The following is a 23936-nucleotide window of genomic DNA, read 5'->3' as shown; positions in this document are numbered from 1 at the left end:
TCAGGCATCCGCGAGACGGGCCCGGCGGCGGGCCTCCTCCTGCTCCACCAGCTCCAGCATCCAGTCGCGGAAGGCCACTATCTTGCCCTGATCGGACTGCTGCTCCTGGCACACCAGATAGAAGGCGTTCTTGCTCACCAGCACCTGCTCGAATGGGCAGATGAGGCGCCCGGCCTCGATCTCGGGCTGGGCCAGCACGCTGTGACCCAGCGCCACCCCCTGACCGTGGATCGCCGCCTGGATCACCATGGTGGAGTGGCTGAAGATGGGCCCCTGGTTGACATTGGGGGCATCGATGTCGAGCTGGCGGAACCAGGCCTTCCAGTCGCGTCGGGAGGTGTCGTGCAACAGGGTGTGGCGGGTCAGATCGTCCGGGGTGCGCAGCGGCTTGGGGCCCGTCAGCAGCAAGGGCGAGCAAACCGGGATCAGGTATTCGGTGTGCAGCTTGTCCGAGCGCAGGCCCGGCCAGTTGCCACGGCCGTAGTAGATGGCCACGTCCACGTCGTCGGTCAGCGACCCCTCGTCCATGTCCACCGCCTTGATCCGCACGTCGATATCGGGGTGGCGCTCGCTGAATTTCACCAGCCTGGGCACCAGCCACTGGATGGCGAAACTCGGCTGCAGGGAGACGGTGAGCGCCCCCTTGGCGCTGCGGGCCAGCAGCTTGTCGGTCGCCTCCGAGATGGAGGCGAAGATGTCCTTGATGTCGAGGAAGTAGCTCTGCCCCTCCTCGGTCAGCAGCAGGGAGCGGTTCTTGCGGCGAAACAGCTTGATGCCGAGGTACTCTTCCAGCGCCTTGATCTGGTGGCTGATGGCGGCCTGGGTCACGAACAGCTCTTCTGCTGCACGGGTAAAGCTCAAGTGACGAGCCGCGGCTTCAAACGCTTTCAGGGCATTGAGCGGGGGTAAACGACGAGACATGGAATCGGCCGACGATGAATTTTTCTAATGGGGCGCATTATAAATTGTCGGTTGCGGGTCGACCAGTGAATAAACATAATTCGCCCTGCAATTCGTTGTCATATGGCTCACACCTTTTCTTCCATGTTGGTTTACATGTGGTTTTTGTGAGTGAGTCGACAAAGATTGTGGTGTTGTGTTTCTTCCTCTGCGGGAAGAAGGGCTAAATCAGTGCGATTTAACCCAGTCTGTCATCTGAATGTGTTTGGCGCCTCCCCTTGGATGGCGCCTTTTTTCTTATGTCTACACCCGGAACTGCCCCACCAGCTGCTGCTGTTTGTCCGCCAGCTGCGACAGCTCCCGTCCGTTGTCGGCGGAGGTGGCCGCCTCCGCCCTGATGGTGTGGCTCACGTCGCGGATATTGCTGACGTTGCGGTTGATCTCGTCCGCCACCCCGCTCTGCTCCTGCGCGGCCCTCGCAATCTGCTCGTTCATCTGGTGAATGGTGCCGACCGCCTGGATGATCTGCTCCAGCACGCTGACTGACTGCTCCACCTTGGTGAGGGTCACATCCGCCTGGCTGTGGCCGGTCAGGATCGCCTTCACCACCGCCTCCGTCCCCGACTGCAGCTGACCGATGAGGCTCTGGATCTCGACGATGGCGTTCTGGGTGCGGCCCGCCAGGTTGCGCACCTCGTCCGCCACCACGGCGAAGCCGCGTCCCTGCTCACCCGCCCGCGCCGCCTCGATGGCGGCGTTGAGTGCCAGCAGATTGGTCTGCTCGGCGATCCCCTGGATCACCACCAGGATGTCGTTGATGTTGTCGCTGTTGGCGGCCAGGTGTTCCACCACAGGTTTTGCGTCGCTGATCACCGTCATCAGTTTCGACATGGCCTCCTGCGTCTGCGCCACCACGGCCTTCCCCTCCTGTGCTGCCATGTCCGCCTCGTTGGCCGCACTCACCGCCGAATTGGCGTTGCCGGCCACCTGCAGGGCGGTGGCGCTCAGCTCCTCGAACGCCGTCGCCACCAGGTCCACTTCCTGATACTGGGACTGCATGCCGGCGCTGGTTCGCTCAGCCCCCTGGGCCGCCAGGACGGCACTGGCCCGGGTGCCGGACACGGTGTCGATCACCTGGCTGATGGTGGATTGCAGCTTGTCCAGGAAGTTGTTGAACCACTTGGCGAGCTCGCCTATCTCGTCATCCCGTTGCAGCACGATGCGCTGGGTCAGATCCCCCTCGCCGCTGGCGATGTCCTTGAGGCGGGCGACCACGGTGCGGATCGGTGCAACGATGCGCTGCGCCATCAGCCAGATGCAGAGCAGGGCGAAGGCCGAGATCCCCCCACCAATCAGGAGCTGGGTGGCCACGCTGCGCTGGGACTGATCCTCAAGCTCCCCTTGCAGTTGCAGGGCCGACGCCAGCACCACGGCGCGGGGCAACTCGACGTAGATGCCCCACTTGCGCTCAGTGCCGCGCATGCTCACCGGCACGAACGTCTGCAGCAGGGCACCGTCCGGGCTCCAGCGAGTCGCCACCTCCCCCCTGGCGAGCCAGCCTTTGAGATCCTGCGCCAGGTTCTGCTGCTCCAGCAGGTTACCGAGCTCGACCTTGAAGCCCTGCACGCCGGCCACCCGCCCCTCGCTGCTGAGCAGGAGTACCTTGCCCTGCCCCTGATAGAGCGTCTTGTCCATCTCCTCCACCAGGCTCTGCAACGTGGCGAGAGAGATGTCCACCCCGACCATGCCGAGCAGGTTCCCCTCCTCCAGCATGGGGACGGTCACCGACGTCATCAGCACCTGCTGGTTGCCCACATCATCCACATAGGGTTCCAGCAGGCAGAGCGCCTTGCTGCGCACGCTGCAACCGTACCACTCGTTGTTCGGGCTGCCGTGCTCGGATGGCTTGTCGTCGGCCAGCATCGCCTCGTCCATCACCTCCAGGGTCACCTTGCCATCGACCCTGGCCCAATAGCTGGAGAAACGCCCCTTGTCGTTGGCCCCGAGCGCCGTCGATCCCTGGTAGTTGTCATCCTCCCCGTCGAGCTGGTTCGGCTCGAACACCGCATAGACGCCGAGCAGGTTGGTCGACGACTCTGCCGCATCCTGCAGCTGCTGGTTCACCGCATTGCGCAGCGCCTCGGAGTGAACGAAGTTGTCTGCCGCGTTCTTGCGCTGGAACAGTATGCTCTCCGCCAAGAGGCTGGCCCTGAAGTAGGCCTCGTCGAGGTAGCTGGTCACCCTGGCCGCCTGGGTGGCGCCTATGGCCTGCATCCAGTTTTCTGCCGCGTGTTGTCCCTCAAGGGTGGTGGAGGTGAGCACCTGCTCCTGCATGCGGGCTGCGTTGAAGAGAGAGGAGGCAACCAGTGCGGCGGCACTGGCCAGGAGGCAGCAACCGGCAATCAGGGTGATCCGCCCCTGAACGGAAAGAGAACTCATGCCACGATTTCCTATCGTTTACGGAGGTGAACACTGTATCGGTTTTGGATACAAAAACTTAACTAAATCAACTCAGATCCAGGCTCAGTTGATTAATTTCCCCGGTCCCGGGCAGACCGACCACCAGACCCAGCAGACGGATGGGTTTTCCTTGAGCCCGTTGCAACCCCTCGTGCAACAGATCGTGGAAGCGGACGGCCTGATAGCTGCCCTTGCGGTAGACGGTGGTCTGATGAAAGTCGGCAAACTTGAGCTTGATCCCCTGCCCCATCAGCATCTCCGCCGGGCAGGCCTTGGCAAAGCGCAGCTCCAGCTCGGGGATGAGCCGGCTCAGTACCTCCCAGCAGGTCGCCTCGTCCAGCACGTCGCTGGCGAGCGTGGTCTCCACGCCTATGGTCTTGCGCACCCGCTGTGCCTGCACCGGCTGCTCGTCGTGGCCCCAGATGCGGCCGGCCAGCATCTCCCCGAGCTTGCCGAAACGGGCGATCAGCTCCTCGTTGCCGAGCTGGCGCGCATCCTCGCAGGAGTAGAGCCCGAGGGACTCCAGTCGATCCGCCGTCTTGCGACCGACCCCGGGCAGCTTGCCGAGGGGGAGCTGGCGCACGAACTCGTCCACCTCCCGGGGCCGTATCACGAACAGGCCGTCCGGCTTGCGCTGCTCCGAGGCGAGCTTGGCCAGGAACTTGTTCGGGGCCACCCCGGCCGAGGCGGTCAACCCCAGTTCGGCGTTGATCGCGGCGCGGATCTCCGTCGCCATCAGGGTGGCGCTGCCGCCGCAGTGGGGGCTCATCGTCACATCGAGGTAGGCCTCATCGAGGGAGAGCGGCTCCACCTGCTCGGTGTAGCGCCGGAAGATGGCTTGCAGCTGGCGGGAAGTCTCCTTGTAGACGGCCATCCGCCCGGGGATCAGCACCAGCGGGGGGCAGAGCTTCCTGGCCAAGGCGCTCGGCATGGCGGATCGCACCCCGAAACGGCGCGCCACATAGTTGCAGGTCGAGATGACGCCGCGCCGATCGGCGGCGCCGCCGATGGCGAGCGGCACGTCCCGCAGGGCCGGGTTGTCCCGCATCTCCACCGCGGCGAAGAAGCAGTCCATGTCGATGTGAATGATCTTTCGCATGTCGGGTCTGTTGTCGTGTCGATGCCGGCCATATGGCCACGGGCGGGGCGGCCTGCCGGCGACACCACTGTATGGATAACCAGTTTGTTGGTTCATGCTACCCCAGCCCTGTCATTTCTACCAGTCTGCGAGCGGACGCAGCGGCATAGACTCTCAGGGCCACATCCACACGAGACTCAAGGAGGAGAGCATGAGCATCATCCGGGCGGGGCTCTGCCTGCTGCTGTTGCCGCTGGCGACCATGGCCAAGGATCACCCGACGGCCGAGTGCAGCTGGTTGTACGAGCGCATCGAGATACTGGAAACCGCCATCAGGCAGGGAGATGAACTGGGCACCAGGGAGGAGCTGGCGAAGAGGAAGGCGGAGTTCAAGAAGAAGGCGTGCGGTCAATACGATTACTGAACGCCATAAAAAGCGAGCCGACCTGAGGTCGGCTCGCTTGCACGGGATGTTCCTGCCGGGGCAGATGCGTGCCGTCAGATGATGCGGTTATCCACCAGCATCTTGCGACGGGCCTCTTCCTTGGCCATCTTCTTCTTGCGGTTGTCGCAAGGCTCAGGGCAATCGCACTCCTTTTCGATGCCTATGGTGCCGAGGCCCCCGCAGGATCCGGAGATGGATTTGCGCTGGAAGATGTAGCCGATGGCCATGGCCACCACGACCATCAGAAACACCCCGAAGGTGATCAGAAAGATCTGCATGTCGTTACCCCTTACTTCTTGACCAGATAAGGTTTGAAGGCATCCGAATACGCCTCTTCAAAACCGTCGTCCGTCTTGGTGATGGTGAAGATAGCCAATCCCCGCTCCTTGGCATAGGCCAGGCTCTTCTCCGTGCCCATGACCATGAACACGGTCGCCAGCCCGTCTGCGGTCATGCAGGAGGGGTGGATGACGGTCACCGACACCAGGCGGTGGGTGATGGGCTTGCCCGTCAGCGGATCCATGGTGTGGGAGAAGCGCTTGCCATCCAGCTCGTAGTAGTTGCGATAGTCCCCCGAGGTGGCCACGCCGTTGTCACCCGGGACTATCACTTCCTGCACAGTGCCGGCATTGGCGGTGGGCTTCTCGATGGCCACGCGCCAGGGATGCCCCTTGCCGTTGACGCCGTTGATCCGCAGCTCGCCGCCGATCTCCACCAGATAGTTGCGGGCCCCCTGGGACTCCAGGTACTCGGCCACCTTGTCCACTCCGAACCCCTTGGCAATGGCGGAGAGATCCACGTAGAGATCCGGGATGTCCTTTTGCAGGGTATCGGCGTCGACAGAGGTTATCACATGCAGATTGCCAAGGCCCGTTTTCTGCCGGGTCTGGGCGATCAGCTCGTCGCTCGGTACCTTGGTCGGTTTTGCGTCCGGCCCAAAGCCCCACAGATTGACCAGGGGACCGACGGTGACGTCCAGCGCCCCCCGGCTCTCGCGGCCAATGTGAATGGCCTCGGTCACCACTCGCGCGGTATCGCGGGAGACCACCACAGGGGTCGAATCCTTGTGCTGGTTGAAACGCGACAGCTCGGAGTCGGGCCTGTAGGTCGACATCTGATCGTTGACCCGCTCCAGCAGCACATCGACTTCGGCCTGCAGCTTGGCCCCATCCTGGACGGCGTCATCCGCCACCTTGATGGAGTAGTAGGTACCCATGGTGCTGCCGGTGATGTGGATCTCCGGCTTGGATTGGACCGTTTCCTGACCGCACCCAGTCAAGAAAAAGGCTAGCCCGAAGGCTAGCCAGGTCTTTACAACGCTGTGCATGGATTAACCACCGAAGTCATCCAGCAGGATGTTCTCGTCTTCAACGCCGAGGTTTTTCAGCATGTTGATGACGGCGGCGTTCATCACGGGAGGCCCGCACATGTAGAACTCGCAATCTTCCGGCGCCTCGTGGTTCTTGAGGTAGTTCTCGAACAGCACGTTGTGGATGAAGCCGGTGTAGCCATCCCAGTTGTCTTCCGGTTGCGGATCGGACAGGGCGACGTGCCACTGGAAGTTGTCGTTCTCGGCGGCCAGCATGTCGAAGTCTTCGACATAGAACATCTCGCGCTTGGAACGGGCACCGTACCAGAAGCTCATCTTGCGCTTGGTCTTCAGACGGCGCAGCTGGTCGAAGATGTGGGAGCGCATCGGCGCCATGCCCGCACCACCGCCGATGAACACCATTTCGGCGTCCGTGTCCTTGGCGAAGAACTCGCCGAACGGACCGGAGATGGTCACCTTGTCACCCGCCTTCAGGCTGAAGATGTAGGAAGACATCTGGCCGGGAGGGGCAGTCCAGTTGCTGGGCGGCGGGGTCGCGATCCGCACGTTCAGCATGATGATGCCGAACTCTTCCGGATAGTTCGCCATGGAGTAGGCACGGATGATCGGCTCGTTGACCTTGGACTCCAGCTCGAAGATCTTGAAGCGATCCCAGTCACCGCGATACTCCTCGGGAATATCGAAGTTCTTGTACTGCACGTGGTGGGCAGGGGCTTCGATCTGGATATAACCACCGGCGCGGAACGGCACGCTCTCGCCATCGGGGATCTGCAGCTTGAGCTCCTTGATGAAGGTGGCCTTGTTGTCATTGGAAATGACGGTACAGTCCCACTTCTTCACGCCGAAGATCTCTTCCGGCAGCTCGATGTCCATGTCGGAACGGACGGTTACCTGGCAAGCCAGACGCTCGCCGTGACGGGCTTCGCCCTTGCTGATGTGATCCAGTTCGGTCGGCAGGATGTCGCCGCCGCCGGCTTTCACGCGCACCTTGCACTGACCACAGGAGCCGCCGCCGCCGCAGGCGGAGGAGACGAAGATACCGCTGCCGGCGAGCACGCCGAGCAGCTTGCCACCCGCCGGGCTGGTCACAGCCTTGGCCGGGTCGCCGTTGATGCTGATTGTCACGTCACCGGCGGTCACCAGCTTGGACTTGGCGAACAGAATGACTGCCACCAAGGCCAGCAGGATCACGGTGAACATGACCACACCCAGAATAATTTCCATCTATATTTCCTTTCCGATTACAGGGAAATACCAGAGAAGGACATGAAGCCCAGCGCCATCAGACCCGCGGTGATGAAGGTGATGCCGAGGCCGCGCAGGCCTTCCGGAACATCGGAGTACTTCATCTTCTCGCGGATCCCTGCCATCGCAACGATGGCCAGCATCCAGCCTGCACCCGAACCCACGCCATACACCACGGACTCAACGAAGTTGTAGTCACGCTGCACCATGAAGGAGACGCCACCGAAGATGGCGCAGTTCACGGTGATGAGCGGCAGGAAGATACCGAGGGCGTTGTAGAGGGCCGGGAAGTACTTGTCCAGCGCCATCTCCAGGATCTGCACCAGGGCCGCAATCACCCCGATGAAGGTGATGAAGCTCAGGAAGCTAAGATCCAGGCCGGAGACCAGGGCACCGTCTTTGAGCACGTAGTTGTAGATCAGGTTGTTGGCCGGGACGGCCACGGTCTGAACCACGATAACGGCAATCCCCAGGCCCATGGCGGTCTTGACCTTCTTGGACACCGCCAGGAAGGTACACATCCCCAGGAAGAAGGAGAGCGCCAGGTTCTCGATGAAGATCGAGCGAATCAACAGACTGATATAGTGTTCCATACCTTAATCCTTCGCCTCCACCTGCTTGGGATCCTTGGTGCGCACGCCCCAGATGATCAGACCAATGATGAAGAACGCACTCGGCGGCAGCAGCAGCAGGCCGTTCGGCACATACCAGCCACCATTGTTCACCAGCGGCAGCAGCTCGATGCCGAACCAGGTGCCGGAGCCCAGGATTTCACGCACGGTGGCCACGGTCAGCAGCACGGCGCCATAACCCAGACCATTGCCGATACCGTCCAGGAAGGAGGGCAGCGGGGCACTCTTCATGGCGTAGGCTTCGGCACGGCCCATCACGATACAGTTGGTGATGATGAGGCCGACGAACACCGACAGCTGCTTGGAGATGTCGTAGGCATACGCCTTGAGCACCTGGTCAACCACGATAACCAGCGAGGCAATCACCGCCATCTGGGCGATGATCCGCACGCTGTTCGGGATCTGGTTGCGGATCAGGGAGATGAACAGGTTGGAGAAGGCGGTGACCGCGGTAACGGCCAGCGTCATCACGAACGCCGTCTTCATCTGGCTGGTAACGGCCAGCGCGGAACAGACACCCAGCACCTGCAGTGCGATGGGGTTGTTGCCGAGCACAGGCGTCAACAGCAACTTCTTCATTTCGCTCTTGTCAGCCATTGTTGATTTCTCCTGCACGTACCTTGGCCAGGAAGGGACCGAAGCCCTTGGGGCCCATCCAGAAGTCGAAGGTGTGCTGTACACCATTACCGGTCAGGGTTGCGCCAGACAGGCCGTCGATTTCATGCTCGGAGCCAGCCGGAGCATGACCCTTGATCACCCGCAGCGCAGGCTGACCGCTCTGGTCGAACAGCTTCTTGCCGACGAACAGCTCGCGCCAGGCCGGGTTCTCGATCTCGCCACCCAGACCCGGGGTTTCACCGTGATCGTAGTAGGTGATGCCCTTGATGGTCTGGCCGTCGGCCGCGACCGCCACGAAGGCGTACATGGTGGACCACAGACCCTGGCCGTAGATCGGCAGGATGATGTTGTCGACCTTGCCCTCGGCATCTTTCGCGAAGAACACGGGGACCAGCTTGGAGATCTGGCGCAGGCCTGCCTTGTCGTCGGCCTGAGCCAGACGAATGTTCTGGGCAGGATCCTTGGCGGCGACCTTGGTGTCGAAGTTGTCGGCGTCGCCGTCAACGAACTCACCGGTGGCCAGATCCACCAGACGCGCTTCAATCTTGTCGCCATACAGCTTGGCCAGGTCACGCTTGGCCACGGTGCTGACGTCGACGCCGGCGACGGACAGGATGTTGCTTTGCTTGTCCAGCGCCTTGTTTTCCAGCTGGGCCGGACGCAGACCCACGGCGGCCACGGAGACCACGATGGAGCAGACCAGACACAGACCGGTCACTACGGCGAGGGTGCCGGTAGTAGAGTCTTTATTAAACGCCACGTGCGATCCTCCGCTTGATGTTCGCCTGCGCCACGAAATGGTCAAACAAGGGGGCAAACAGGTTGGCAAACAGAATGGCCAGCATCATGCCTTCCGGGAAAGCGGGGTTCACGACCCGGATCAGCACGACCATCACGCCGATGAGGGCGCCATACCACCACTTGCCCTTGTTGGTGAAGGCAGCGGAGACCGGATCGGTTGCCATGAAGGCCATACCGAAGGCGAAGCCACCCAGCACCAGGTGCCAGTGCCACGGCATGTTGAACATGGGGTTGGTGTCGGAACCGATGACGTTGAACAGCAGGGAAGTCGCAACCATGCCCACCATCACGCCGGCGATGATGCGCCAGGAGGCGATACGCATGTAGACGATCATGGCCGCACCGATGAGGATCATCAGGGTGGAGACTTCGCCGATGGAGCCCGGCAGGTTGCCGAGGAAGGCGTCCATCCAGCTGATGGCTTCACCGGTGGCACCGTTGATCAGCGCCATCTGGCCGCCCTGTGCCCACTGGCTCAGCGCGGTTGCGCCTGAGAAGCCGTCGACGGCAACCCAGACCGCATCACCGGAGATCTGACCCGGGTAGGCGAAGAACAGGAAAGCACGACCCGCCAGCGCCGGGTTCAGGAAGTTCTTGCCGGTACCACCGAACACTTCCTTGGCCAGCACCACGCCGAAGGTGATACCCAGGGCAGCTTGCCACAGGGGCAGCTCGGGCGGCACGATCAGGGCGAACAGGATGGAGGTCACGAAGAAGCCTTCGTTGATCTCGTGCTTGCGCACCATGGCGAACAGCACTTCCCAGAAACCACCGACGATGAAGACGGTGATGTAGATCGGGAAGAAGTGCGCCGCACCGATCAGCATCTTGCTGCCGACACCGGCCACGGCCGGATCCAGGGAGGCACCCAGCAGGGTGGCCAGGGCGTATTGCCACGAATCGGCACCGGCCGCGCTGCCCAGGTGGGCGATGGCGGCGATGGACTGGTTGCCGACGTTGTACATGCCCCAGAACATGGCCGGGAACACGGCCAGCCATACCATGATCATCATGCGCTTCAGATCGATGGCGTCACGGACGTGGGCAGCATTGCGGGTCACGGAACCCGGGGTATAAAACAGGGTGTACGCCGCTTCGAACAGGGCATAGTACTTGGCGTACTTGCCACCCGGCTCGAAGTGATGTTCCATATTTTCAAGAAGTTGCTTGAAACTCATCGCTTAACCTTCCAGTTCGATCTTGGTCAGGCACTCACGCAAGACGGGGCCGTACTCTGTCTTGCCGGGGCAGACGAAGGTACAGAGCGCCAAATCTTCCTCATCCAGCTCCAGGCAGCCGAGCGCCTGCGCGCTGTCGGTGTCGCCGGAGATCAGATCCCGCAGCAGCAGGGTCGGCAGGATGTCGAGCGGCATCACGCGCTCATAGTTGCCGATAGGCACCATGGAGCGGTCACTACCGTTGGTGGTGGTAGTGAAGTTGATGAGTTTGCCCTTCATCAGATGAGAGAGGGTGGTACGGGTGATGGAGAACTTGTTGGCACTGGGTTTGACCCAGCCCATGAACTCTTTCTCGCGACCTTCGCCCAGCACGCTCACCTGATTGTGGAAGCGACCCAGGTAGTCGTGAACACCGTCAGCCTTGGCACCGCTCAGCAGGGAACCGGAGATGATGCGGTTCTCGTCCGCGCGCAGCTCGTTGTTGGTCAACTGGCTGAGGCAGGCGCCCATGCGGGTGCGCAGCAGCCGCGGCTTGATCACGTTCGGGCCGGCCAGGGAGATCACCTTGTCGGTGAAGATCTGACCGGTGGTGAACAGCTTGCCGTAGGCGATCACGTCCTGGTAGTTGATGTGCCACTGCACCTTGTTGGCACCGACCGGATCCAGGAAGTGGATGTGGGTGCCCGGCAGACCGGCAGGATGCGGACCGACAAACACCTCTTCCTTGACCTGGGCCAGGGAGGCGTGCGGCAGGCTGCCTTCGCCCTTGCAGACGTAGACATTGCCATCGGTCAGGCGGGTCAGCACGGCCAGACCGTCGAGGAAGGCCTGGGCCTGTTCCTTGATGATCAGCTCCGCACTGGCGGCCAGCGGGTTGGTGTCCATGGCGGTGACGAAGATGGCGCGCGGGGTGGAACCCACGGCCGGCACCTTGCTGAACGGGCGGGTGCGCAGTGCGGTCCATTGGCCTGATGCGACCAGGATCTCCTGCACCTTGCTGCGCTCGAGCTTGGCCAGCTCGGCGGAGGCAAAGTGCTCGAAGGTCACCTGCTCGTCGGACCCATCGATGTCGATGACAACGGATTGCAGAATGCGCTTGGCACCACGGTTGATCTCAGATACCACACCGGTGGCGGGGGCCGTGAATTTAACGCCGGGATTCTTCTTATCTTCGAAGAGCTCCTGACCTTTAATGACGCGATCACCTACTTTGACAAACATAGTAGGACGCATCCCCACGAACTCTTCGCCGAGTGTAGCAACACGGGTGATGGCCGGGCCATCGTAGATTACTTGCTCCGGAGCACCCAGCACGGGGATGTCCAGTCCTCTTTTAATTGTAATCATACTCACTTGCACTACCGTTAAGGGAAGACAGGTTGGTTAGCGCCGAGAAATACATCACGACGAGTTGTTGAATGAGCCCGTCAACATCGCGAATAACTGTCGAAGAAATAAACAAATCAGCAACATACAGGATCATTCAAAAGCGCCTGAGTTTACCACCTTAGGCAAGTTTGCCGCCACGCCAAATGGGGAAAATCCCCGTCCTATCACAAAATTAACCCTCACTGAATATTTCGCCCACGCCCTTGCATACCGTGGTTTTAAAGGATTTTTTGTTTTAATACCTAAATATGGGTAATCAAACTTGCCGCGAGCATGGATTAGAAAAAATAATCCAACTACGCCTTCGACCCCACGAAAACAGCCTGGCAAGAGGGCGGCATGCTCGTGACAAAATCGTTAGCCTCGCGCACAACCGCCCGGTGGCGGGCTCAGGCGAAGGGGGATTTGCTGACACACCCCGGCGTCTTGGGGGCCTCTTCCCGGGCCTGCCACTCGGCTTCTGTATAGGTATGCAGCGCCAGCGCATGGATGGCCCCCGCCAGCTCTTCCGCCAGCACCCCGTTGACCTGACGATGACGGCCCAGCAGGCGCTGGCCCTCGAACGCCTGGCTCACCACCACGACCTTGAAGTGGCTCTCGGAGCCCGGGGCCACCCTGTGCATGTAGCTTTCGTTGATCACCTCCAGATGGGTGGGGGCGAGGGCGGCGGCCAGCTTGGCCTCTATCTGTTGTTGCATGCTCACGGTGAAGACTCCTCTCGAATGTCCCGCCATTGTAGCCAGGGTTGCGTACCGGATGCATCAGGGGGACGGGAAATGGCCAGCCTCTTCGCTGCGGGCTGGTGAATTTCTCCGCCGCCGCTAGAATAGCGCCACTTTCCTGCCCGCCGGACAACATGGCGCGGGCGGTCGTCATCCATTCAGCAACACCTTGGACTTCTTTATTATGCAAACCCTGCTCGACATGGCCCACTGCCGCCTGACCCTGTACCGTTACCCGCGGCAGAGCCAGGATCCCTTGCAGGCCTGGGACGCGGCGGACGAGTATCTGATCAACCAGTTGGCCGAGCATCCCCTCGAGCAGGACGGCCCCGTCATCATCATGAACGACGGCTTCGGCGCCCTGGCGGCCTACCTCTACGACCACTCTCCCGTCTGCGTCACCGACTCCCACATCAGCGAACGGGCCACCCTGGCCAACCTGGCGGAGAACGGCCTGGACAGCGGGACTGTCACCCTGCAGGATGCCCTGGCCCCCCTGCCAGACGCGCCCGCCCTGGTGGTGATCAAGGTCTCCAAGTATCAGGCGCTGCTGGAACAGCAGCTGCTGGCCCTGCGCCAGGTGGTCACACCGGCCACCCGGGTGCTGGCCGCCGGCAAGGCCAAGGACATACACACCTCCACCCTCAAGCTGTTCGAGAAGTATCTGGGGGAGACCCGCACCTCGCTCGCCTGGAAAAAGGCACGCCTCATTCACTGCACGCCCGCGGCCGAACGGCCCACGCTGGCCAACCCCTTCCCGACCGTCTGGCCGCTGGAAGGCACCACCATGCAGATCCACAACCACGCCAACGTGTTTTCGCGCACCAGCCTGGATATCGGTGCCCGCTTCATGCTGGACAACCTGCCGATCCACAGCGCGCGCAAGGTGATCGATCTGGGCTGCGGCAACGGCGTGCTGGGGCTCTCCCTGCTGGCGCGGGACAGCGAGGTGGAGGTGACCTTCATCGACGAATCCCACATGGCGGTGGCCTCGGCCCGCCTCAACGTCGAGCACAACCTGCCGGATGCCCTGCCCCGGGCCCACTTCCTGGTCAACAACTGTCTCGACGACGTGCCCGCCGGAGCAGCGGACAGAATCCTCTGCAATCCCCCCTTCCACCAGCTGCAGGCGATCACCGATCACATCGCCTGGCAGATGTTCAGTGATGCGCACCGGGTATTGCCTCAAGGGGGGGAACTCTGGATAGTAGGCAACCGTCATCTGGACTATCACAACAAACTCAAGCGCCTGTTTGGCAACGCACAAGTCGTTGCGTCGAACAGCAAATTCGTTATTTTGAAAGCCATCAAACGCTAAAGACAAAGCTAAAGGAAACCCATGATGAAAAAGTCACTCTTGCTGCTGGCAGCCCTGGTGCTGGGTGGTTGTGCCACTCACTGGCCGGAGAGCGCACTGATCAACCCGCAGGTCATCCCCTCCAACCAGCAGTACTACTCTGGCAACCGCATCACCATGGAAGGGGTGGACAATCGTGAAGCCGCCTATGTCTTCTCCATCAAGAAGAAAGAGAAGGCCCCTGTGCTGGTCAACAGCAGCCAGCCCCTCAACAACCTGCTGGCGGAGAAGCTCGCCGAGGGTCTGCGCAGCCAGGGCCTGGAAGTAGGAAACAGCGGCACCACCAACCTGACGCTGGCCATCACCACTGCCGCCGTCACCGTGGAAGAGAAGACCTTTACCTATGTCACCAAGTCCCGCGTCAGCCTGCAGGTGATCGCCGACTTCCAGGGCAGCAAGCTGACCAAGCAGTTCAACATGTCTTCCAGCAAGGAAGAGCCGGGTGAGCCGAGCATGGCCGACCTCGAGTCGACCCTGAACCAGCAGCTGGGTAGCGTGCTGCAACAGATCATGGCGGATACCGCACTGCGCGGCTATCTCAAAGGCCAACCGAGCTGAGCGAGGAGATACCGATGAAGAAACTCTGGCTACTGGCCACCCTGATCGCCCCCCTTGCCTTCGCCGGCCCCAAAGTCCAGATGGAGACCAATCATGGCACCATCGTCGTGGAGCTGGCATCCAAGCAGGCGCCCCAGACGGTGAAGAACTTCCTGCGCTACGTGGCGGACGGCAGCTATGACGGCAGCCTGTTCCACCGGGTGATCCAGAACTTCGTGGTGCAGGGTGGAGGCTACAACCAGCAGTTCCAGCCACTGCCGAGCTTCGATCCCGTGGTCAATGAATCCCGGGGCGGCCTGCCCAACAAGCGCGGTACCATCGCCATGGCACGCACCCAGGCGGTGGACAGCGCCACCCGCCAGTTCTATTTCAACCTGGTGGACAACGACAACCTCAACGCCAATGCCGGCGCCGGTTACACCGTGTTCGGCCAGGTCGTGAAGGGCATGGAGGTGCTGGACAAGCTGGCTCAGGTACAGACCGGCTACAGCTCCATCCTGCGCGCCAACGACGTCCCCACCAGCCCCATCATCCTGAAGAAGGTGGTGTTGCTGGCGGACAAATAACGCGGGCCGGATCACATTCCGCCGCCCCCCTGAACGGGTCACCGCCCTCCTTTTCTATACTCTGCCCTTGCCCGATGATTGCGGGACACGAAAGCAGAGCGAGGAGGAGCCGGTGACCTGTCACGATTACATAGCCCAACACGCCGGCCCGCTGGCCCAGGCGGTTCGTCATTTCCTGGCACGGGAAATCCCCTATCACCAGCTGGAAGACTTGAGCTGGCAACTGCTTTCCCACTGGCAGGCCCTCCCCGTCATCCCCATGGACAAGACCCCCGCCAACGAGCGAGAAGGGGTGTTCTGGCACCTGCTGCACAGCCTGCATCTGTGGGATGAGCAGCAACTCGTCAGCGACACCTGGCTGCGCCTGCAGCTGATGGCCTGCGCCAACTTCCTCGCCGCCGAGGGCCCCTGCCCGGGTCACTGCATCGGTTCACGCCCCTGAATCCTGCCGGTCCCCCTCGGCTTGCCTTGGCTATGCCTCCCGAACCTGACAAAATGACCCCCTTTTCTCCGAGGAGTCAGGCAGTTGAACAACCTCCGCCCGCCCAGCCACACCCCAGGTCGCGCCACCCGCTGGCGAGATGCCCTCGCCGTCTATCTCGAAGCGCGGGTGCTCATCCTGTTTGCCATGGGGTTTTCCTCCGGTCTGCCGTTGCTGCTGGTCTTCGGCACCCTCTCGTTCTGGTTGCGCGAGGCGGATGTCAGCCTGACCGACATCGGCTACATGAGCTGGGTGGCGCTGGCATATGGCTTCAAATGGCTGTGGTCACCCCTGGTGGATCGACTGCCCCTGCCCCTGCTCTCCCGGCTGCTGGGACGGCGGCGCAGCTGGATGCTGCTCTCCCAGGTGTTGATCGCCCTCTCCCTGGTCGGCATGGCCTATTGCGACCCCAAGACCCAGCTCGCCCAGCTCGCCCTGTTCGCCCTGCTGGTGGCTTTCGCCTCCGCCACCCAGGACATCGTCATCGACGCCTACCGTATCGAGTCGGCGCCAGAGCGGTTGCAGGCGGCCATGGCCGCCTCCTACATGACAGGGTACCGACTCGCCATGATCATGGCCGGAGCGGGGGCGCTGGCGCTGGCCGCCTGGCTCGGCAGCAACAGCGGCTATGACTACCGCGGCTGGCAGCTCACCTATCTCTTGATGGGGGGCCTGATGTCCCTCGGCGTCATCACTACCCTATTCTGTCACGAGCCCGTCATCGACATTGCCGCCCAGAATGAACAGCAAGCGGAGCGCAAGGCGCAGCTGATAGCGCGGGGCTGGTCATCCTCCCTGGCCGGGCTCGGTGCCTGGACCTACGAGGCCATCTGGTGCCCGTTTGCCGACTTCTTCCGCCGCTACGGGACCTCGGCCCTGCTGATCCTCGGGCTCATCGCCTGTTATCGCATCTCGGACGTGGTGATGGGGGTGATGTCCAACAGCTTCTACGTGGACCTGCAATTCAGCAAGACGGAGGTGGCCACCATCACCAAGGTGTACGGTGTCATCATGACGCTGGTGGGGGCCGCGCTCGGGGGCGTGCTGGTGATGCGCTTTGGCACCCTGCGCATCCTCTTTCTCGGCGCCGTGCTGACCGCCAGCACCAACCTGCTGTTCGCCCTGCTCAACGAGGTGGGCCACAACCTGGAGTTGCTGACGATTATCATCTCCCTGGACAACCTCAGTGCCGGCATCGCCACGGCTGCGTTTGTGACCTACCTGTCGAGCCTGACCAACGTCGCCTTCTCGGCCACCCAGTACGCGCTGTTCAGCTCCATCATGCTGTTGCTGCCCAAGTTGCTGGCGGGGTTTTCCGGTCAGGTGGTCGAGCTTGTCGGCTACAGCCGCTTCTTCATCGGCACCAGTCTGCTCGGCGTGCCGGTGATGATTCTGATCATCATCGTTGCCAAACGAAACAGTGGTTTGTCACCACAAACGAGCAAATAGCAAGCGTTTGCTAATTTTTGGGGGTGATTAGATTCACAAATCCTGACAAAGTTCCCTGGTGCTTGTTTATCCGTTGAATTTATTTGGCTAGAATCCCTCCCGCTCCTTGTGGGCAGGCTACGGAAAACCTCAACTAACGCACAAGAGACCAATAAAATGGCCAAATTTACCAAGACTCTGATCGCTGCCGGTCTGCTGGCTGCCTCCGCCACTCCGGCCTTTGCTGCCGATTACAGCGGCGACATCCACAAGAACGACTACAAGTGGTTCCAGTTCAACGTGATGCACACCATCGACCAGCTGCCCTACAGCGAGTCTGAAGGTGGTTACAACGATACCTACTTCGAAATGGAGTTTGGTGGCCGTTCCGGTATCTTCGATCTGTACGGTTACGTCGACGTCTTCGACATCTTCCAGAACCGTCACGACGACAAGCACAACCAAGACAACCTGTTCATCAAGTTCGCACCGCGTATCTCCATCGATGCCATGACCGGCAAAGATCTCTCCTTCGGTCCGATCCAGGAAGTCTACATCGCCAACCTGGTCAACGTAGGTGGTCCGGATGGTCTGTTTGAAGCCATGACCGGTCTGGGTGCCGACGTACAAGTGCCCTGGTTCGGCAAAGTTGGCATGAACCTGTATGCACGTCACGTCAACGAAGGCGGTGGCGAGCAGGGCTGGAACGGCTATCAGTTCTCCATGAACTGGTTCAAGCCTTTCTACACCTTCTCCAACGGCAGCTTCGTAGCCTATCAGGGTTACCTGGATCACCTGTTTGATGCCAAGGACACTTCCACCGACGGTACCGCCATGTTCAACGGCCTGTACTGGCACTCCGACCGCTACGCCGTCGGTTACGGTCTGAAGTACTTCAACGACATCTACGGCATCCAGAACGGTTCCTACGGTCTGAAGACCACTGGTTTCGGCCACTACTTCTCCGTGACCTACAAGTTCTAATCGAACCTGTCGTCGACGGACACAAAAAACCGGAGCCATGGCTCCGGTTTTTTTATGGCCTGATGCAGGAACAAGGGGAGAGACTCGCCCTCCCCGCCCGGATCAGTCGCGGAAGTTCTGGAACTGCATCGGCTGGCCCAGTTCGGCGCCACGCACCAGAGCCATGGTCTCCTGCAGATCGTCGCGCTTCTTGCCGGTAACCCGCACCTCGTCGCCCTGGATGGCGGCCTGCACCTTGATCTTGGAATCCTTGATCAGCTTCACCAGCTTCTTGGCGACTTCCTTGTCGATCCCCTGCTTGAACTTCACGGTCAGGTGGAAACGCTTGCCGGAGTGAACGCTGTCACCCACGTCCATGGAGCTGTTCTCGATCTGGCGCTTGAGCAGGGCGCCGCGCAGGATCTCGACCATCTGCTTGAGCTGGAAATCCGCATCGGCCTCCAGCTTCACCTCTTCCTTGTTCAATTCGAAGCTGGCTTCCACGCCACGAAAATCGAAACGGGTCGCCAGTTCACGATTGGCGTTATCGACGGCGTTCAACACCTCGTTCATTTTGACTTCAGAGACAATATCGAATGACGGCATAGCCGGGCTCCTCATGCTGTACTTCAGGTTGTACTTATCGGTGGGCAAATCTACCAGAAAACGGGCAAATTTGCTGATTTCGATGGGATTGCTCTGCTAGAATCCCCTGCGCACAGGAATGGTGAGACCCGTTAGTGTCCACCAAGCGACCTCTTCCCTTATCCCGGTAGGCGGTTGACCGGATTGCAGCCCTTACCTTGATCGAGCCTCTCCATGCCAAGCGGATTACGCGACAACAACCTGAAAACACGCCGTCACCCTGTCTCTCCCGAGTGGACCCTGCTGGGCTGCGGTGCCCTGGGCGGCGTCTTTGCCTCCCTGCTGACCCAGAGCGGCCAGCCGACCCGCGTCCTGCTGCGCGAACGGCATCGCGCCACCCTGCACCCCGGTATCGACTTCACCTCCCTCGACGGTCACACCCAGCTCCTTGCCATCGAGCGCGGCTTCCTCGACAATCCAGGCAGCATCAAGCGCCTGCTGGTGATGACCAAGGCAGGGCAGGTGGTATCGGCCCTGGCCCCCCTGGTGGGTCAGCTGGCAGCAGGAGTACCCATAGTGTTGCTGCACAACGGCATGGGCATCGCCGAACAGGTGGTCACGCTCTTCCCCCACAACCCGGTGATCGCCGGCGTCACCAGCCACGGCGCCATGCAGAGCGGCCACTTCGTGTTCCGCCACACCGGCAAGGGCGAAACCTGGCTCGGTCCTGTCAATGAGGCGGCCAAGGCGCACGCCTATCTGGCGGACGAGCTCGCCAGTGCCCTCGGCCAGGCCGGCTGGGATGAGCAGATCCTGACCCGCCAATGGCAGAAGCTCGCCGTGAACTGCGCCATCAACCCGCTCACCGCCCTCTACAAACTCCGCAATGGCGAACTGACGGGCCCGCGTTTTGCCGACGTCCTGCAGCAGATCTGCGTGGAGGTGGCGGATGTGATGCAGGCCGAAGGCCAGCCGACCGCCAGCGACGAGCTGCTGCGCCGCGTCATGATGGTGGTGGAGCTCACCGCCGACAATTACTCTTCCATGTATCAGGACATGGAGCAGGGCCGTGAGACCGAGATCGAGGCCATCACCGGCTTCCTGCTCGGCAGGGCCGCGGCGCACGGCATCGCGGTGCCGGTCAACCAGGGCCTCTATCAGGCCATCAAAGAGAAACAGTGACCCCGGCCGGTCGGCCTGTGGTCGAGGAGCGAGTCATGAACGTACTGGTATTGGTGGCCCCCGGGTCGGAGGAGATCGAGACGGTCGCCATCGTCGATACTCTGGTGCGCGGGGGCATCGAGGTAGTGCTGGCCTCCTGCTGCCCCACCGGAGCGCGCCAGATCCGCGCCTCCCGGGGGGTACAACTGGTCGCAGATTGCCATCTCGATGAGCTGACCCACCGCGACTTCGAGGCCATGGTCGTGCCGGGCGGTCTGCCCGGCAGCGAAGTGATCCGCGACACCCCTCTCGCCATCGACCTGCTGCGGGAGCAAGCCCAGCTCGGCCGCTGGCGCGCCGCCATCTGCGCCGCCCCCGCCGTGGTGCTGCACCATCACGGCTTGCTGGGGGAGGCTGCAGCCACCTGCCATCCGGGGTTTCAGGCCCGCCTGCCCGCGGCGCAGCTGAGCACGGCACGGGTGGTGACCGATGAAGCTCATCGCCTGATCACCAGTCAGGGCCCGGGTACCGCCATCGAGTTCGCTCTCGAGATAGTACGGGTACTGCGAGGTGACGAGGCCGCCCGCGCAGTCGCCGGCCCCATGGTTCTCCCCCCTTCGATAGCGCCATAACCACATCGGGCACTCCTCTGAAAATGACAGAGCCCCCTTGCCAGTGGCAAGGGGGCTCTGCTATCAACCTTGTCCCTCAACTGCCGTACTGACGCTTCATGCGCAGGGCGACATTGACCAGGGCGATCAGCACCGGCACCTCCACCAGCGGGCCGATGACACCGGCGAAGGCCTGATCCGAACTCAGGCCGAATACGGCGATGGCGACCGCGATGGCCAGCTCGAAGTTGTTGCCGGTGGCGGTAAAGGCGATGGAGGCGTTCTTGTCGTAAGGGATGCCGAGCCGCTTGCCGATCAGGAAACTGGCAAAGAACATCAGCACGAAGTAGACCACCAGCGGCAGTGCCACCCGCAGCACGTCCATCGGCAGCTCGACGATCATCTCCCCCTTGAGGCTGAACATCAGCACTATGGTGGCCAGCAGGGCGATCAGGGTGATGGGGGAGATGGCCGGGATGAAGCGCTCGCGATACCACTGCTCCCCCTTCGCCCTGACCAGGTATTTGCGGCTCAGGAAGCCCGCGAGGAAGGGGATCCCCAGATAGATGAACACGCTCTTCGCGATGTCCAGCATGGTGATCTCCACCGCGAAGCCCTGCAGGCCGAACAGGGGCGGCAGGACTGTGATGAAGAGCCAGGCCATGAAGCTGTAGGTGAGGATCTGGAAGGCGCTGTTGAGCGCCACCAGGCCGGCCCCGTACTCCTTGCTGCCGCCGCCGAGATCGTTCCACACCAGCACCATGGCGATGCAGCGGGCGAGACCGATCAGGATGAGGCCCACCATGTAGCCCGGCTCGTCATGGAGGAACACCAGGGCAATCACGAACATCAGGATGGGCCCCACCAGCCAGTTCATCACCAGCGACAGGGTGATGGCGCGGCGATCCCGGGTCATGGCGCCCATGGTGCCGTAGTCCACCTTGGCGAGCGGCGGGTACATCATCAGGATGAGGCCGATGGCGAGCGGTATGTTGGTGGTGCCGACCGACATGGACTCGTTCCACCGGGCGACCTGGGGGAAGAGGTAGCCAATCCCCACCCCCAGGGCCATGGCGACGAAGATCCAGAGGGTAAGGTTGCGATCGAGAAAACTCATTTTTTTGCTGACGGGCAGGTCGCCGCAGGGGGCGGTATTCATCGGGCGTCTCCGTGAAGGGATGAAACGGGGGGCTGATGGCGGGGCAGACCGAGGGAGATCAGCGCCGCCAGCAGGATGAAGAGGGTGGAGATCCAGAGGCAGGCTTCTAGGCCATACAGCTGGAACACCAGCCCGGAGAGCAGGGTGCCGAGCAGGCGCCCCAGGGCATTGGCCATGTAGTAGAAGCCCACATCGAGCGATACCCCGTCAGCGCCGGCGTAGCTGACGATGAGATAGCTGTGCAGGGAGGAGTTGATGGCGAACAGGGCGCCGAACACCATCAGCCCTCCCACCAGCGTGAAGGCAGGATGCACCCCGTGGTGGAGCGCCAGGGCAATCAGGGCCGGGATCAGGGCCAGCAATAACGCCCAGCCCATGGCCGCCTTGCCGTCGGGCACCCGCCCCGTCCGCTTGCCGGTAAAGCGCGGCGCCTGGGTCTGCACCACGCCATAGGCGATGATCCAGAGCGCGAGGAAGCCCCCCACAGACCAGTGATCCCAGCCAAAGCTGGAGGCGAGGTAGACGGGCAGCGCCACCACGAACCAGACGTCCCGGGCGCCGAACAGGAACAGACGGGCCGCCGACAGATAATTGATGGCGCGGCTCTTGGAGAAGATCTCCCTGAACTTGGGCTTGTTCCTGGCCTTGCCGAGATCCCGCGTCAGGGTGAGCATGCTGACGCACCACACCAGCGCCAGGGCCAGGGCCATGGCCAGCACGGCCCCCTGGAACCCGAGCAGGGTCAGCAGGGCCCCCCCGAGGAAGAAGCCCATCCCCTTCAGGGCATTCTTCGAGCCCGTCAGGAGCGCTACCCACTGGTAGAGCTGCCCCTGTGCCTCCCCCGGCACCAGCAACTTGATGGAGCTCTTGGCACTCATCTTGTTGAGATCCTTGGCGATCCCCGAGAGTGCCTGGGCCGCCATAACCCAGGGAACCGTCAGCCAAACCGACGGCACCAGCAACATGGCGAGCGCCATCACCTGCAAGGCCAGCCCGATGTTCATGGTGCGGTTGAGCCCGAGGCGAGCCCCAAGCCAGCCCCCCACCAGATTGGTCACGACCCCGAAGATCTCGTAGAAGAGAAACAGGGTCGCGATGGCCAGCGGGCTGTAACCCAGGCCGTGGAAGTAGAGCACCACCAGCATGCGCAGGGCGCCATCGGTCAGGGTGAAGGCCCAGTAGTTGCCGGTCACCAGCAGATACTGGCGGATCTCGGGGGAGAGACGGGTCGCTGCCATGGCCGGATTATCCTTGCGCCTTGTCCATCTGCCCCACCATGCGCATCAGCTCGGCGGTGCGGTTGGCATAGCCCCACTCGTTGTCATACCAGGCGTAGATCTTCACCTGTGTCTCATTGATCACCATGGTGGAGAGGGCGTCTATGGTGCAGGAACGCGGATCCGTCCGGTAATCCACCGAGACCAGGGGACGCTCTTCATAACCCATGATCCCCTTGAGCTCGTTCATGGCCGCCCCCTTGAGCAGGCCGTTGACCTCGGCCTCCGTGGTCGGGCGGCTCACCTCGAACACGCAGTCGGTGAGGGAGGCGTTGGCGAGGGGCACCCGCACCGCATGGCCGTTCAACTTGCCCTTGAGCTCGGGGAAAATGTGGGTGATGGCGGTGGCGGACCCCGTGGTGGTGGGGATCAGGCTCAGGCAGCAGGCCCTGGCACGGCGCAGGTCGGCGTGGGGGGCATCCAGGATGGTCTGGGTGTTGGTGATGTCGTGGATGGTGGTCATGGAGCCGTGCCTGATGCCGAGCTGCTCGTGGATCACCTTGACCACGGGTGCCAGGCAGTTGGTGGTGCAGGAGGCCGCGGTCACTATGGGGTGCAGGGCCTTGTCGTAGAGGTGATGGTTGACCCCCATGACGACGTTGAGGACCCCCTCCTCCTTGACCGGTGCCGTGACCACGACCCGCTTCACCCCCTGCGCCAGATAGGCGTCAAGCAGGGCCTTGGTCTTCATCTTGCCGGAAGCCTCGATCACCACATCACAATCAGACCAGTCAGTCTGACCGATCTCTTTGTTGCGAGTGCAGAGGATGCGATGGTTACCGATCACCATCTCGTCCCCCTCGCTGCTGGCTTCATGATGCCAGCGGCCATGGACCGAATCGAAGGTGATGAGGTGGGCCAGCGAGGCGGCATCGCCAGCCGGGTCATTGATGCGCACAAACTCCACATCCGCCCAGTCGAAGGCGGCGCGAAATGAGAGACGGCCCATGCGGCCAAAACCGTTGATACCAACTTTGATAGTCATGCTGTTT

The 23936-nt window shown here is 61.8% G+C and carries 25 protein-coding genes; 9 read left to right on the top strand and 16 right to left on the bottom strand.

The window, feature by feature from the left end; all coding sequences use genetic code 11:
* From BN1136_RS00730 to dinB, 3 genes are all read right to left on the bottom strand, one after another.
* Positions 1-921, bottom strand: coding sequence for a transcriptional regulator GcvA (locus BN1136_RS00730; RefSeq protein WP_029313926.1), 921 nt, complete (start codon positions 919-921; stop codon positions 1-3).
* A gap of 282 nt (positions 922-1203) precedes the next feature.
* Positions 1204-3339, bottom strand: coding sequence for a methyl-accepting chemotaxis protein (locus BN1136_RS00725; protein WP_043807904.1), 2136 nt, complete (start codon positions 3337-3339; stop codon positions 1204-1206).
* 67 nt (positions 3340-3406) lie between these two features.
* Entirely contained in the window at positions 3407-4459 is a 1053-nt protein-coding gene (dinB, locus tag BN1136_RS00720; RefSeq protein ID WP_043758646.1) for a DNA polymerase IV, read from the bottom strand.
* A gap of 190 nt (positions 4460-4649) precedes the next feature.
* Here dinB and BN1136_RS00715 point away from each other — a divergent pair, with 190 nt between their 5' ends.
* Positions 4650-4862, top strand: a complete 213-nt coding sequence (locus BN1136_RS00715; protein WP_043758644.1) for a hypothetical protein — start codon at positions 4650-4652, stop codon at positions 4860-4862.
* Between the two features lie 74 nt (positions 4863-4936).
* Here BN1136_RS00715 and nqrM read toward each other — a convergent pair whose 3' ends face one another.
* The 9 genes from nqrM to BN1136_RS00670 form a co-directional block, all read right to left on the bottom strand.
* A complete protein-coding gene (gene nqrM / locus BN1136_RS00710) occupies positions 4937-5161 on the bottom strand; it encodes a (Na+)-NQR maturation NqrM (RefSeq protein ID WP_043758642.1) in 225 nt (74 codons plus the stop codon).
* Positions 5162-5172: 11 nt separating this feature from the next.
* Positions 5173-6210 (bottom strand): FAD:protein FMN transferase, encoded by a 1038-nt coding sequence (locus BN1136_RS00705; protein WP_043758640.1) that lies wholly within the window; start codon positions 6208-6210, stop codon positions 5173-5175.
* A 3-nt stretch (positions 6211-6213) separates the two neighbouring features.
* The gene (nqrF, locus tag BN1136_RS00700; protein ID WP_005330715.1) at positions 6214-7437 is read right to left on the bottom strand and encodes an NADH:ubiquinone reductase (Na(+)-transporting) subunit F; all 1224 of its coding nucleotides are present in this window, start codon (positions 7435-7437) and stop codon (positions 6214-6216) included.
* 17 nt (positions 7438-7454) lie between these two features.
* Complete coding sequence (gene nqrE / locus BN1136_RS00695) at positions 7455-8051, bottom strand: NADH:ubiquinone reductase (Na(+)-transporting) subunit E (protein ID WP_005303538.1); 597 nt, start codon at positions 8049-8051, stop codon at positions 7455-7457.
* 3 nt (positions 8052-8054) lie between these two features.
* Complete coding sequence (locus BN1136_RS00690; protein ID WP_005303545.1) at positions 8055-8687, bottom strand: NADH:ubiquinone reductase (Na(+)-transporting) subunit D; 633 nt, start codon at positions 8685-8687, stop codon at positions 8055-8057.
* On the bottom strand, positions 8680-9468 hold the full coding sequence (locus BN1136_RS00685; RefSeq protein ID WP_043758633.1) for a Na(+)-translocating NADH-quinone reductase subunit C: 789 nt from the start codon (positions 9466-9468) through the stop codon (positions 8680-8682). The genes BN1136_RS00690 and BN1136_RS00685 overlap by 8 nt, the downstream gene beginning before the upstream one ends.
* Positions 9458-10687, bottom strand: coding sequence for an NADH:ubiquinone reductase (Na(+)-transporting) subunit B (locus tag BN1136_RS00680; RefSeq protein ID WP_043758631.1), 1230 nt, complete (start codon positions 10685-10687; stop codon positions 9458-9460). The genes BN1136_RS00685 and BN1136_RS00680 overlap by 11 nt, the downstream gene beginning before the upstream one ends.
* A gap of 3 nt (positions 10688-10690) precedes the next feature.
* Positions 10691-12034, bottom strand: a complete 1344-nt coding sequence (locus BN1136_RS00675; RefSeq protein WP_043758629.1) for a Na(+)-translocating NADH-quinone reductase subunit A — start codon at positions 12032-12034, stop codon at positions 10691-10693.
* Between the two features lie 431 nt (positions 12035-12465).
* A complete protein-coding gene (locus BN1136_RS00670) occupies positions 12466-12774 on the bottom strand; it encodes a BolA family protein (protein ID WP_043758663.1) in 309 nt (102 codons plus the stop codon).
* A 208-nt stretch (positions 12775-12982) separates the two neighbouring features.
* Here BN1136_RS00670 and BN1136_RS00665 point away from each other — a divergent pair, with 208 nt between their 5' ends.
* The 6 genes from BN1136_RS00665 to BN1136_RS00640 all read left to right on the top strand — a co-directional run bounded on the left by BN1136_RS00665 (position 12983) and on the right by BN1136_RS00640 (position 18172).
* Positions 12983-14116 (top strand): methyltransferase, encoded by a 1134-nt coding sequence (locus BN1136_RS00665; RefSeq protein WP_043758627.1) that lies wholly within the window; start codon positions 12983-12985, stop codon positions 14114-14116.
* Positions 14117-14140: 24 nt separating this feature from the next.
* Positions 14141-14713, top strand: coding sequence for a YajG family lipoprotein (locus tag BN1136_RS00660; protein ID WP_043758626.1), 573 nt, complete (start codon positions 14141-14143; stop codon positions 14711-14713).
* Between the two features lie 14 nt (positions 14714-14727).
* Positions 14728-15279: a peptidylprolyl isomerase gene (locus tag BN1136_RS00655; protein WP_043758624.1), complete on the top strand. Its 552-nt coding sequence runs from the start codon at positions 14728-14730 to the stop codon at positions 15277-15279.
* A 112-nt stretch (positions 15280-15391) separates the two neighbouring features.
* Positions 15392-15721: a hypothetical protein gene (locus BN1136_RS00650; protein WP_043758621.1), complete on the top strand. Its 330-nt coding sequence runs from the start codon at positions 15392-15394 to the stop codon at positions 15719-15721.
* 84 nt (positions 15722-15805) lie between these two features.
* Positions 15806-17209, top strand: a complete 1404-nt coding sequence (locus BN1136_RS00645) for an AmpG family muropeptide MFS transporter (protein ID WP_043758619.1) — start codon at positions 15806-15808, stop codon at positions 17207-17209.
* A gap of 156 nt (positions 17210-17365) precedes the next feature.
* A complete protein-coding gene (locus tag BN1136_RS00640) occupies positions 17366-18172 on the top strand; it encodes a nucleoside-specific channel-forming Tsx family protein (RefSeq protein ID WP_043758617.1) in 807 nt (268 codons plus the stop codon).
* 102 nt (positions 18173-18274) lie between these two features.
* Here BN1136_RS00640 and BN1136_RS00635 read toward each other — a convergent pair whose 3' ends face one another.
* Positions 18275-18757: a YajQ family cyclic di-GMP-binding protein gene (locus tag BN1136_RS00635; RefSeq protein ID WP_010673357.1), complete on the bottom strand. Its 483-nt coding sequence runs from the start codon at positions 18755-18757 to the stop codon at positions 18275-18277.
* Positions 18758-18970: 213 nt separating this feature from the next.
* On the opposite strand from BN1136_RS00635, the gene BN1136_RS00630 reads away from it, so the two are divergent.
* Both BN1136_RS00630 and BN1136_RS00625 read left to right on the top strand, forming a co-directional pair.
* Positions 18971-19918 (top strand): ketopantoate reductase family protein, encoded by a 948-nt coding sequence (locus tag BN1136_RS00630; protein WP_043758613.1) that lies wholly within the window; start codon positions 18971-18973, stop codon positions 19916-19918.
* A gap of 35 nt (positions 19919-19953) precedes the next feature.
* Positions 19954-20529: a DJ-1 family glyoxalase III gene (locus tag BN1136_RS00625; protein WP_043758611.1), complete on the top strand. Its 576-nt coding sequence runs from the start codon at positions 19954-19956 to the stop codon at positions 20527-20529.
* A gap of 76 nt (positions 20530-20605) precedes the next feature.
* Here BN1136_RS00625 and arsB read toward each other — a convergent pair whose 3' ends face one another.
* Genes arsB through BN1136_RS00610 form a run of 3 tightly spaced genes read right to left on the bottom strand, consistent with a single transcriptional unit; the run spans position 20606 to position 23929 of the window.
* The gene (gene arsB / locus BN1136_RS00620) at positions 20606-21667 is read right to left on the bottom strand and encodes an ACR3 family arsenite efflux transporter (protein WP_043758609.1); all 1062 of its coding nucleotides are present in this window, start codon (positions 21665-21667) and stop codon (positions 20606-20608) included.
* The gene (gene arsJ / locus BN1136_RS00615; RefSeq protein WP_043758607.1) at positions 21664-22905 is read right to left on the bottom strand and encodes an organoarsenical effux MFS transporter ArsJ; all 1242 of its coding nucleotides are present in this window, start codon (positions 22903-22905) and stop codon (positions 21664-21666) included. The genes arsB and arsJ overlap by 4 nt, the downstream gene beginning before the upstream one ends.
* 7 nt (positions 22906-22912) lie before the next feature.
* A complete protein-coding gene (locus BN1136_RS00610; RefSeq protein WP_043758605.1) occupies positions 22913-23929 on the bottom strand; it encodes an ArsJ-associated glyceraldehyde-3-phosphate dehydrogenase in 1017 nt (338 codons plus the stop codon).
* Positions 23930-23936 lie beyond the last annotated feature (7 nt).

Source organism: Aeromonas taiwanensis, assembly GCF_000820165.1.
Taxonomy (GTDB): domain Bacteria; phylum Pseudomonadota; class Gammaproteobacteria; order Enterobacterales; family Aeromonadaceae; genus Aeromonas; species Aeromonas taiwanensis.
The sequence above is the reverse complement of the archived record's forward strand: the minus strand, read 5'-3'. Positions and strand labels throughout refer to the sequence as shown.

Coding starts and splice junctions, on each gene's coding strand:
- BN1136_RS00730 (WP_029313926.1), bottom strand. CDS start 921: ATGTCTCGTCGTTTACCCCCGCTCAATGCCCTGAAAGCGTTTGAAGCC.
- BN1136_RS00725 (WP_043807904.1), bottom strand. CDS start 3,339: ATGAGTTCTCTTTCCGTTCAGGGGCGGATCACCCTGATTGCCGGTTGC.
- dinB (WP_043758646.1), bottom strand. CDS start 4,459: ATGCGAAAGATCATTCACATCGACATGGACTGCTTCTTCGCCGCGGTG.
- BN1136_RS00715 (WP_043758644.1), top strand. CDS start 4,650: ATGAGCATCATCCGGGCGGGGCTCTGCCTGCTGCTGTTGCCGCTGGCG.
- nqrM (WP_043758642.1), bottom strand. CDS start 5,161: ATGCAGATCTTTCTGATCACCTTCGGGGTGTTTCTGATGGTCGTGGTG.
- BN1136_RS00705 (WP_043758640.1), bottom strand. CDS start 6,210: ATGCACAGCGTTGTAAAGACCTGGCTAGCCTTCGGGCTAGCCTTTTTC.
- nqrF (WP_005330715.1), bottom strand. CDS start 7,437: ATGGAAATTATTCTGGGTGTGGTCATGTTCACCGTGATCCTGCTGGCC.
- nqrE (WP_005303538.1), bottom strand. CDS start 8,051: ATGGAACACTATATCAGTCTGTTGATTCGCTCGATCTTCATCGAGAAC.
- BN1136_RS00690 (WP_005303545.1), bottom strand. CDS start 8,687: ATGGCTGACAAGAGCGAAATGAAGAAGTTGCTGTTGACGCCTGTGCTC.
- BN1136_RS00680 (WP_043758631.1), bottom strand. CDS start 10,687: ATGAGTTTCAAGCAACTTCTTGAAAATATGGAACATCACTTCGAGCCG.
- BN1136_RS00675 (WP_043758629.1), bottom strand. CDS start 12,034: ATGATTACAATTAAAAGAGGACTGGACATCCCCGTGCTGGGTGCTCCG.
- BN1136_RS00670 (WP_043758663.1), bottom strand. CDS start 12,774: ATGCAACAACAGATAGAGGCCAAGCTGGCCGCCGCCCTCGCCCCCACC.
- BN1136_RS00665 (WP_043758627.1), top strand. CDS start 12,983: ATGCAAACCCTGCTCGACATGGCCCACTGCCGCCTGACCCTGTACCGT.
- BN1136_RS00660 (WP_043758626.1), top strand. CDS start 14,141: ATGAAAAAGTCACTCTTGCTGCTGGCAGCCCTGGTGCTGGGTGGTTGT.
- BN1136_RS00655 (WP_043758624.1), top strand. CDS start 14,728: ATGAAGAAACTCTGGCTACTGGCCACCCTGATCGCCCCCCTTGCCTTC.
- BN1136_RS00640 (WP_043758617.1), top strand. CDS start 17,366: ATGGCCAAATTTACCAAGACTCTGATCGCTGCCGGTCTGCTGGCTGCC.
- BN1136_RS00635 (WP_010673357.1), bottom strand. CDS start 18,757: ATGCCGTCATTCGATATTGTCTCTGAAGTCAAAATGAACGAGGTGTTG.
- BN1136_RS00630 (WP_043758613.1), top strand. CDS start 18,971: ATGCCAAGCGGATTACGCGACAACAACCTGAAAACACGCCGTCACCCT.
- BN1136_RS00625 (WP_043758611.1), top strand. CDS start 19,954: ATGAACGTACTGGTATTGGTGGCCCCCGGGTCGGAGGAGATCGAGACG.
- arsB (WP_043758609.1), bottom strand. CDS start 21,667: ATGAATACCGCCCCCTGCGGCGACCTGCCCGTCAGCAAAAAAATGAGT.
- arsJ (WP_043758607.1), bottom strand. CDS start 22,905: ATGGCAGCGACCCGTCTCTCCCCCGAGATCCGCCAGTATCTGCTGGTG.
- BN1136_RS00610 (WP_043758605.1), bottom strand. CDS start 23,929: ATGACTATCAAAGTTGGTATCAACGGTTTTGGCCGCATGGGCCGTCTC.